Consider the following 8,400-nt stretch of genomic DNA (forward strand, 5'->3'; position numbering starts at 1 on the left):
CTCACCGTCACCGAGGCCAGCGGCTACGGCCGCCAGCGCGGCCACACCGAGGTCTACCGGGGCGCGGAGTACGTGGTGGACCTCGTCCCCAAGGTCCGCCTGGAGCTGGTCGTCGAGGACGCGGTGGCCGAGGAGGCGATCGACGCCATCGTGGAGGCCGCGAGGACGGGCAGGATCGGGGACGGCAAGGTGTGGTCCGTGCCGGTGGAGACGGTGGTGCGGGTCAGGACGGGCGAGCGGGGACCGGAGGCGTTGTGACCGGTCCCCGGACTGTGGGCGTCAGTCAGTCGTGACGGTCGACTTGACGACACCGTCCGCCCCGGCGAGCAGCACAGGCGTCCCCGTGCCACCGAGGTCGGCCACCGCGGCCAAGTCCTCGGCCGGAAGATCCTCCGTCGCGCTGACGACGGCCGCCGCCTCCAGGGACTCCGCCCCGGACGCCACCGCCATGGCGACAGCCGTACGCAGCGCGCTGAGCTGAAGCGAGGGGAGGGACACCGTCCCGGCCGCGTACGTGCGGCCCGTGGAGTCCCGTACGGCGGCCCCCTCCGGGACCCCGTTCCGTGCCCGCACCGACCGGGCCAGGGTCACGATCTTGCGGTCCTCTGGATCAAGCTCGTTCTCGCTCATGCCCCGAGCATACGAACCCCGTCGGACCCGTTCGCCAGCCACTCCAGCTTCGCCGCGGTGTCCGCCTCCGGCAGCGGGGTGTGCAGCACGATCAGCAGGTCGGGCCGGGCCGGTACCCGCATGGCCGTGGACTCCACCGCCAGCAGCCCGGCACGGGGATGCATCAGCTCCTTGCGGATCTGCCCCTGGTCCTCGATGTCCCGCTCGGCCCACAGGGCGTTGAACTCCGGGCTGACGGCGCTCACTTCGGCCAGCACCGCCCGGAACCCCTCGTCCTCGGGGTGCGCCGCGCAGGCCGCCCGGAACTGCGCGACGACCGTACGCGCGTTGGCCTCCCAGCTCAGCGTGCGGCTGCGGAACAGCGGGTCGGCGAAGAAGTCGACCAGGCAGTTCCGAGGGGTGGACCCCTCCCCCATGCCGAACACCGCGGTCGCCGCCGCGTTGTACATCACGCAGTTGTAGTAGCGGTCCATGATGTGCGCCGGATACGGCATCCAGGTGTCGATCAGCCGCCGCAGCCCGTCGCACATGTCCCGGCGCCCCGCGACGACTCCGGGCGCGGGCGGGTTGAGGCCGGCCAGCAGATAGAGGTGCCGCACCTCGGCGTCGCTCAGCCGCAGCACCCGCGAGACCGCCTCGAGCACCTGCGGGGAGACGGAGATGTCCCGCCCCTGCTCCAGCCACTGGTACCAGGAGGCGCTCACCCCGGCCAGCACCGCGACCTCCTCCCGGCGCAGCCCGGGCGTGCGGCGCCGGGCGCCGCCGAGCGGGAGTCCGGCCTCCTGCGGGGTGATCCGGGCACGCCGGGACACCAGGAACTCCCGCAGCTCGGTGCGCCGTTCATTTCCCGGCATGCTCGTCACGCTCGCCGTCGCAGCCACGTCCCCGTCCCCCTCGTCGCCGTGTCTGGTGGTGCCACCACCACCATAAGTTCCGACTCCCCACGTTTCTTCCGGCCGTCGGAAGCTCTTTGCCATGGCGATCGACACCCCAGTCCCCGTAACTCCCGCTCCCGGCCTGCCCGTCGGCCCCGTCCGGCTCTCGGCGCGTGACCGGCTCGTCCTGTTCGTGCTCTGCGCGGCCCAGTTCATGGTCGCCCTCGACTTCTCGGTGCTGAACGTGGCGCTGCCCGAGCTGGGCACCGGCCTCGGCATGAGCCGCACGGCGCTGCAGTGGGCGGTCACCGCGTTCGCGCTGCCGTCCGGCGGCTTCCTGCTGCTGTTCGGCCGCGTCGGCGACCTCTTCGGCCGCCGCAGGCTGTTCCTCACCGGGCTCACCCTGTTCGGCGCCGCCTCGCTGCTGGCGGCCCTGGCGTGGGACCCGGCGTCCTTCCTCACCAGCCGCGCCCTCCAGGGGCTCGGCGCGGCGGCGATCGTGCCGGCCGGAATGTCGCTGCTGACGACCACCTTCCCCGAAGGCCCGGCCCGCGACCGCGCGCTCGGCATCTCCGGCACGCTGCTGTCGCTGGGCTTCACCACCGGCATGATCGCGGGCGGCGCGCTGACCGACGCCTTCGGCTGGCGGTCCACGATGGCGCTGCTGGCCGTGTTCGCGCTGATCGTGCTGCCGCTCGCGCCGGGTCTGCTGCCCGAGTCCCGTACCCCCGAGCGTCCCCGGCTGGACGTGCCGGGCGCCGTCACCGTCACCGCCGGTCTGCTGTCCCTGATCTATGCCCTGTCCACCGCCGCCGCCCGGGGCTTCGGCCGGGCGGACGTACTGACCGCCCTGGTGGCCGGGCTCGCGCTGCTGACCGCGTTCGGCGTGATCGAGTCCCGTACGGCCGCGCCGCTGGTCTCGCTGCCGATGCTGCGCCGCCGCACGGTGGCGTGGGGCAACCTGGGCGGGCTGGTCACCTTCTCGATGATGTCGGCCGTGGTGTTCGCCCTCACCCTGTACCTCCAGGAGGTCCTGCGGCTGTCGGCCTTCGAGACGGGGCTGGTCTTCGGGGTGCAGGGGGTGCTGTCGGCGGTGGCGGGCGTGCTGGCGCCGAGGGTGACCGGCCGGTTCGGCGCCCGGCGCACGCTGGCCGGCTCGCTGGCCGGGCAGGGGCTCCTCACCGCCGCCCTGCTGCCGCTGAGCGCCGGGGGCTGGTCGGTGTGGCTGGCCGTGACCGCCGTGTCCCTGGCCAGCATGTGCCACCTCGGCGCGATCATCTCGTACGGCCTCACCGTCACCTCGGGTGTGGCGGACGGTGAACAGGGGCTGGCGACCGGGCTGGTGACCTCCACCCAGCAGGTCAGCCTCACGGTCGGGGTGCCCCTGCTGGGCGTGCTGGCCACCACCACCGACGACCTGCTGGCCGGAGTCCACACGGTGATCGGCCTGTCCGCGGCGATCGTGCTGGGCGCTGCCGCCCTGATCGCCCTGGGGCTGCGCAGGGCCTGACCTCAGTCCAGGGTCTGGGTGATCGCGCTGCGCGCGGCCGTGTGCTCCACGCGGCCGCGCGCGCCGTTGACCAGCGGAAGGTACGGGGCGACATGCCCGCACTCCACGTCGGCGACGATCGGCACGCCCAGCGGGCCGAGGGCATCGAGCACCGCCTCGTGCTGGGTCAGGGTGGAGCTGTCCGGGGCCTTGGTGCGGCCGACCAGGATCGCGGCGGCCCGGTCGAAGAACCCGGCGAGCCGCATCCCGTGCAGGTTCCGGCAGATGCTGAAGGCGCTGTCCTCACAGGCTTCCACGTACACCAACAGCGGCTCACCGGGCGCGAGTCCGGCAGTGTCCAGGTACGGGGTCCCGGCGAGGTTGGCCAGGATCTCGACGCAGCCGCCGATCAGCCGGCCACTCACGTCCACGTCACCGGTGCCGTCCAGCCGGGTCCAGGTGCCCTCGGTGTCCAGCCCCGGATCACGCACGTCGGGGTGGCGGGCGAAGTCGTCCCAGCCGCCGGAGCGGTACCGGCCGGGCGGGGTCTGGGTGACCGGGCCGCCCTGCGGTGCCTCCACGATGTCCAGCCAGGACAGCAGACCCTCGGGGGTCCCGTAGGGGGTCTCCATGAGGTTGTTGCCGTGCACGGTGGGCAGCCCGGAGCGCAGGGTCAGGGGCGCGAGCAGGCCCGAGACGTCGGAGTAGCCGACGACCCAGGTCGGCTCGGCCCGGCCGATCTCCGCGAAGTCCAGCAGCGGGAGCAGGTCGATGCCGGTCTCGCCGCCCCACGGGGGCACCACGGCCCGGATCTCGGGGTCGGTGAGCATCGCGGTGAGTTCGGCGGCCCGCTCGGCGGCCGGGGCGCTCACATGACCGGAGCCGTCCATGCACCGGCCGACCGTCACCTCGTACCCGCGCGCCCTCAGGTCGGCCACGGCCACGTCGAGCCGGCCGCGCAGGGCGTCCGGGACCCCGCTGGAGGGCGAGGTCACGCCGATTCGGTCTCCGGGGCGCAGCGGGCGCGGGTAGCGAGGTGTCATGCGGCGGATTCTGACACGGGGTCACCGCGAGCCCGCAGGGGTTTTCAGGGGCGGTCGAGCTTCAGCCGCTCGGCCCTGGGCAGGCCCGCGACGACGAGGTCGTAGGAGTCCTCGACCAGTTCCTTGACCAGGGCGTCGGGCAGGCCGGCGTCCACCGTGACGGTGTTCCAGTGCCGCTTGTTCATGTGGTAGCCCGGCACGATCAGGCCCTCGTGGTCGGCGCGCAGGCGCTGGGCGTCCTCCGGGTCGCACTTGAGGTTGACCGTCAGGGGCCGCGCGTCCAGTGCCGCGAGGGCGAACATCTTGCCCAGCACCTTGAAGACCGAGGTGTCCGGGTTGAAGGGGAACTCCTCCTCCACCGCGTTGAAGGACAGGCAGAGGGCGCGCAGCTCCTGGGGCTTCATTCCGTGCTCTCCTCCCGCGCCGGGACCCCGGCGGGCTCGACCAGTACCGTCACGATCTTGTTCCGGCGTCCGGCGGCGGCCTCGGCGGTCAGCTTCAGCCGTCGCTCGTCGGGCAGTTCGACCTCGGCGCTCGCGCCGGCGATGGGCACGCGGCCCAGTGCCTTCGCGAGCAGTCCGCCTACGGTTTCCACGTCCTCGTCGTCGTACTCCTCCAGCCCGTACAGCTCGCCGAGGTCGGTGATGTCCAGGCGGGCGGTGACCCGGTGGCGGCCCTCGCCGAGGTCCTCCACGGGCGGGAGCTCACGGTCGTACTCGTCGGTGATCTCGCCGACGATCTCCTCCAGGATGTCCTCGATGGTGACGATCCCGGCCGTGCCGCCGTACTCGTCGATGACGACGGCGACGTGGTTGCGTTCCTTCTGCATCTCGCGCAGCAGGTCGCCCGCGTTCTTGGTGTCGGGGACGAAGACGGCTGGGCGCATCGCGGTGGAGACCAGGTCGTTCTCGGCGTCGCGGTTGATGTGCGTCTTGCGGACCAGGTCCTTCAGATACACGATGCCGACGATGTCGTCCTCGCTCTCCCCGCTGACCGGGATGCGGGAGAACCCGGAGCGCAGGGCGAGGGTGAGGGCCTGCCGGATGGTCTTGTACCGCTCGATGACGACCAGGTCGGTGCGCGGGACCATCACCTCGCGGACCAGGGTGTCGCCCAGCTCGAAGACGGAGTGCACCATGCGGCGCTCCTCGTCCTCGATCAGCGACTCCTGCTCGGCGAGGTCGACCATGGCGCGCAGCTCCGCCTCGGAGGCGAAGGGGCCGCGCCGGAAGCCCTTGCCGGGGGTGAGGGCGTTGCCGATGAGGATGAGCAGCGAGGGCACGGGGCCCATCACACGGGCCAGCGGCAGCAGCACGTACGCGGCCGCGGTGGCGGTGGAGAGGGGGTGCTGGCGGCCGATGGTGCGGGGCGAGACGCCGACGGCGACGTACGACACCAGCACCATCACCCCGATGGCGACCAGCAGGGCCTGCCAGGTGGCGTCGAAGGCGCGCAGGCAGGCGTAGGTGACGAGGGCGGCGGCGGCCATCTCGCAGGCGACGCGGACCAGCAGCGCCACGTTGAGATAGCGGGTGGGGTCGGCGGCGACCTGCGCCAGCTTGGCGCTGCCCCGGCGGCCGGACTTGACAGCCTCCTCGGCGCGGAAGCTGGAGACGCGGGCGATGCCCGCCTCGGCGCAGGCGGCGAGCCAGGCCACGACGATCAGCGCGACCGCGCCGACCACGATCTGCGGACTCATTGAGGTACCGGCCGCCCTACGAGACGGTCGGCGCCGGGGACGGCCCGGTCAGGCCGCGCTCGGCCCGCCAGCCGTCGACGATGGCGGCCTGGAGGCCGAACATCTCGGCCTTCTCGTCCGGTTCCTCGTGGTCGTAGCCGAGGAGGTGCAGGACACCGTGGACGGTGAGGAGCTGGAGTTCCTCGTCCATGGAGTGCTGGGTGGGGGCGTCCTTGCCCTGCTGGGCCGCGACCTCCGGGCACAGGACGATGTCGCCGAGGAGCCCCTGCGGGGGCTCCTCGTCGTCCTTGCCCGGCGGGCGCAGCTCGTCCATCGGGAACGACATGACGTCCGTCGGTCCCGGCAGGTCCATCCACTGGATGTGGAGCTGCTCCATGGCGTCGGCGTCTACGACGATCACCGACAGTTCGGAGAGCGGGTGGATGCGCATCCGGGCGAGCGCGTAGCGGGCGATGTCGAGCACCGCCTGCTCGTCCACCTCGGTGCCGGATTCGTTGTTGACGTCGATCGACATGGTCGTGCTGGTCTACTTCCCCTTGGAGCCCTTGGCGCCGGTCTTGCCCGTGCCCTCGTGGCTGTCGTACTTCTCGTACGCGTCGACGATACGGCCCACCAGCTTGTGCCGGACGACGTCCTGGGAGGAGAGGCGGGAGAAGTGGACGTCCTCGACGCCCTCCAGGATGTCCTGCACCTGGCGCAGACCGCTCTTGGTGCCGCCGGGGAGGTCGACCTGGGTGATGTCACCGGTGATGACGATCTTCGAGTCGAAGCCGAGGCGGGTGAGGAACATCTTCATCTGTTCGGGGCTGGTGTTCTGGGCCTCGTCCAGGATGATGAAGGCGTCGTTCAGGGTGCGGCCGCGCATGTACGCGAGCGGGGCGACCTCGATCGTGCCCGCCGCCATCAGACGCGGGATCGAGTCGGGGTCGAGCATGTCGTGCAGCGCGTCGTAGAGCGGGCGCAGGTACGGGTCGATCTTCTCGTACAGGGTGCCGGGGAGGAAGCCGAGGCGTTCGCCGGCCTCGACCGCGGGGCGGGTCAGGATGATGCGGTTGACCTGCTTGGACTGGAGCGCCTGAACGGCCTTCGCCATGGCGAGGTAGGTCTTGCCGGTACCGGCGGGGCCGATGCCGAAGACGATGGTGTGCTTGTCGATGGCGTCGACGTAGCGCTTCTGGTTCAGGGTCTTGGGGCGGATCGTGCGGCCGCGCGAGGACAGGATGTTCTGCGTCAGCACCTCGGCCGGGGTCTCGGGGCCGTCGCTCGTCCCGTTGTCGCTCGCCTTGAGCATGGCGATCGAGCGTTCCACTGCGTCCTCCGTCATCGGCTGCCCGGTGCGGAGCACCAGCATCATCTCGTCGAACACGCGCTGGATGAGGGCGACTTCCGCCGGGTCGCCGACCGCGCTGATCTCGTTGCCCCGGACGTGGATGTCGGCCGCCGGGAAGGCCTTCTCGATCACGCGCAGGAGGGAGTCGCCGGAGCCCAGCACGGTCACCATCGGGTGCTGTGCGGGAACGCTGATCCGTGCTCTCGCCTGGTCCTGCGCGGGGGTATGAGCTGTCGGTGTCTGAGTCATGGGCCGGCGCTGATGGCCTGCGATTCCTCCTCATCCCGGCCGCCCCCAACGGCGGCCTCGGCTCCTCAAGCGTACGCCGCTCCCCCGTCAACCCCGCAGCGGTTTTCACCCACGAGAGTGCCTGCGGCGCCTCGGCGGGTGAGGAGGTGATCGGCGGGGCCGGACGAGAAGGCGCCGATCCCGCGGCGGGCGCCGCGGGCCGCCCCTACGGCGCGACGACGCAGCCGGGCAAGGTCAGACCGTGCCACCGCTGCTCCGACGGCCCACCTCGCGGCCGCCTGCGCCTGGACTCGTCGGACGGCGAGCGACGCAGGGCGGCCGGCGCGGGGTGCCGACCGGCATTCGGCTTCCTCGCTGGCAGGCCGGGCGGCTCCGGTGGCGAGTCCCTCGGCCAGGTCGCCGGAGGCGTTACGTGTTGCGGCCGAAGCCGATGGTCGGGACTGCCCGGCGGAGGGGCCAGGGCCGGTCCAGGTGGGTGGGGATCAGGGGGTCCAGGAAGGCGTAGCGGCGCAGGGCTGCCGGGTTCTGGGTGTCGAGGGACTGGACCCGGCGCCACCAGGCGCCGATCTCGGACCAGCCGGGGGCGGAGAGGGAGCCGCCGAATTCCTGGACGGACAGGGCGGCGGTGAGACCGGCGAGGGCGAGACGGTCGGCGAGGGGCCAGCCGGCGAGGGTGCCGGTGACGAAGCCGGCCACGAAGACGTCCCCGGCGCCGGTCGGGTCGAGGGCCTCCACCGCGATGGCGGGCACCTCGGCGGTCTCCCCGGTGCGCCGGTCCACCGCGTACGCGCCCTCCGCGCCGAGGGTGACGACCGCGACCGGTACGTGCTCGGTCAGGGCGTGCGCGGCCGCCTTGGGGCAGGTGGAGCCGGTGTACCGCATCGCCTCCTCCGCGTTGGGCAGGAACGCCTCGCAGTGCTCCAGGTCGGCGAGCCCGGCCAGGTCCCAGGCACCGGTGTCGTCCCAGCCGACATCGGCGAAGATCCGGGTGCCCTTACGGGCGGCCTGGGCGATCCAGGGCGCCCGGCGCCCCGGCGTGAGCGAGGCGACGGCGGCCCGCGCGGGCGGCGGGCAGTCGGGCGCGG

Annotated in this window: 10 protein-coding genes; 2 read left to right on the forward strand and 8 right to left on the reverse strand. The window is 72.3% G+C overall.

All coding sequences use genetic code 11. The annotated features are described in order from the left end of the window. On the forward strand, nt 1-258 hold a 258-nt coding region (locus GT030_RS00135; protein WP_161199238.1), incomplete at its 5' end, for a P-II family nitrogen regulator. 21 nt (nt 259-279) lie between these two features. Here GT030_RS00135 and GT030_RS00140 read toward each other — a convergent pair. Both GT030_RS00140 and GT030_RS00145 read right to left on the reverse strand, forming a co-directional pair. Beyond that, the gene (locus GT030_RS00140; protein ID WP_161199239.1) at nt 280-630 is read right to left on the reverse strand and encodes a cytidine deaminase; all 351 of its coding nucleotides are present in this window, start codon (nt 628-630) and stop codon (nt 280-282) included. After that, on the reverse strand, nt 627-1,484 hold the full coding sequence (locus GT030_RS00145) for a helix-turn-helix transcriptional regulator (protein WP_161199240.1): 858 nt from the start codon (nt 1,482-1,484) through the stop codon (nt 627-629). The genes GT030_RS00140 and GT030_RS00145 overlap by 4 nt, the downstream gene beginning before the upstream one ends. 121 nt (nt 1,485-1,605) lie before the next feature. On the opposite strand from GT030_RS00145, the gene GT030_RS00150 reads away from it, so the two are divergent. After that, a complete protein-coding gene (locus GT030_RS00150) occupies nt 1,606-3,015 on the forward strand; it encodes an MFS transporter (RefSeq protein ID WP_161199241.1) in 1,410 nt (469 codons plus the stop codon). Between the two features lie 2 nt (nt 3,016-3,017). Here the strand turns inward: GT030_RS00150 and GT030_RS00155 are convergent, their stop codons facing one another. The 6 genes from GT030_RS00155 to GT030_RS00180 all read right to left on the reverse strand — a co-directional run. Continuing rightward, nucleotides 3,018-4,037 (reverse strand): S66 peptidase family protein, encoded by a 1,020-nt coding sequence (locus GT030_RS00155; RefSeq protein WP_161199242.1) that lies wholly within the window; start codon nt 4,035-4,037, stop codon nt 3,018-3,020. 44 nt (nt 4,038-4,081) lie between these two features. Further along, nucleotides 4,082-4,441: an MmcQ/YjbR family DNA-binding protein gene (locus GT030_RS00160; RefSeq protein WP_086691126.1), complete on the reverse strand. Its 360-nt coding sequence runs from the start codon at nt 4,439-4,441 to the stop codon at nt 4,082-4,084. Beyond that, nucleotides 4,438-5,736: a hemolysin family protein gene (locus tag GT030_RS00165; protein WP_161199243.1), complete on the reverse strand. Its 1,299-nt coding sequence runs from the start codon at nt 5,734-5,736 to the stop codon at nt 4,438-4,440. The genes GT030_RS00160 and GT030_RS00165 overlap by 4 nt, the downstream gene beginning before the upstream one ends. A 16-nt stretch (nt 5,737-5,752) precedes the next feature. After that, on the reverse strand, nt 5,753-6,250 hold the full coding sequence (gene ybeY, locus GT030_RS00170) for an rRNA maturation RNase YbeY (RefSeq protein ID WP_030814839.1): 498 nt from the start codon (nt 6,248-6,250) through the stop codon (nt 5,753-5,755). Between the two features lie 12 nt (nt 6,251-6,262). Continuing rightward, nucleotides 6,263-7,315 (reverse strand): PhoH family protein, encoded by a 1,053-nt coding sequence (locus tag GT030_RS00175; protein ID WP_161199244.1) that lies wholly within the window; start codon nt 7,313-7,315, stop codon nt 6,263-6,265. A 408-nt stretch (nt 7,316-7,723) separates the two neighbouring features. Then, on the reverse strand, nt 7,724-8,400 hold a 677-nt coding region (locus GT030_RS00180; protein ID WP_237522121.1), incomplete at its 5' end, for a PfkB family carbohydrate kinase.

This window comes from Streptomyces sp. SID1328, assembly GCF_009865595.1.
GTDB classification, from domain to species: domain Bacteria; phylum Actinomycetota; class Actinomycetes; order Streptomycetales; family Streptomycetaceae; genus Streptomyces; species Streptomyces griseoluteus.

Coding starts and splice junctions, on each gene's coding strand:
- GT030_RS00140 (WP_161199239.1), bottom strand. CDS start 630: ATGAGCGAGAACGAGCTTGATCCAGAGGACCGCAAGATCGTGACCCTG.
- GT030_RS00145 (WP_161199240.1), bottom strand. CDS start 1,484: ATGCCGGGAAATGAACGGCGCACCGAGCTGCGGGAGTTCCTGGTGTCC.
- GT030_RS00150 (WP_161199241.1), top strand. CDS start 1,606: ATGGCGATCGACACCCCAGTCCCCGTAACTCCCGCTCCCGGCCTGCCC.
- GT030_RS00155 (WP_161199242.1), bottom strand. CDS start 4,037: ATGACACCTCGCTACCCGCGCCCGCTGCGCCCCGGAGACCGAATCGGC.
- GT030_RS00160 (WP_086691126.1), bottom strand. CDS start 4,441: ATGAAGCCCCAGGAGCTGCGCGCCCTCTGCCTGTCCTTCAACGCGGTG.
- GT030_RS00165 (WP_161199243.1), bottom strand. CDS start 5,736: ATGAGTCCGCAGATCGTGGTCGGCGCGGTCGCGCTGATCGTCGTGGCC.
- ybeY (WP_030814839.1), bottom strand. CDS start 6,250: ATGTCGATCGACGTCAACAACGAATCCGGCACCGAGGTGGACGAGCAG.
- GT030_RS00175 (WP_161199244.1), bottom strand. CDS start 7,315: ATGACTCAGACACCGACAGCTCATACCCCCGCGCAGGACCAGGCGAGA.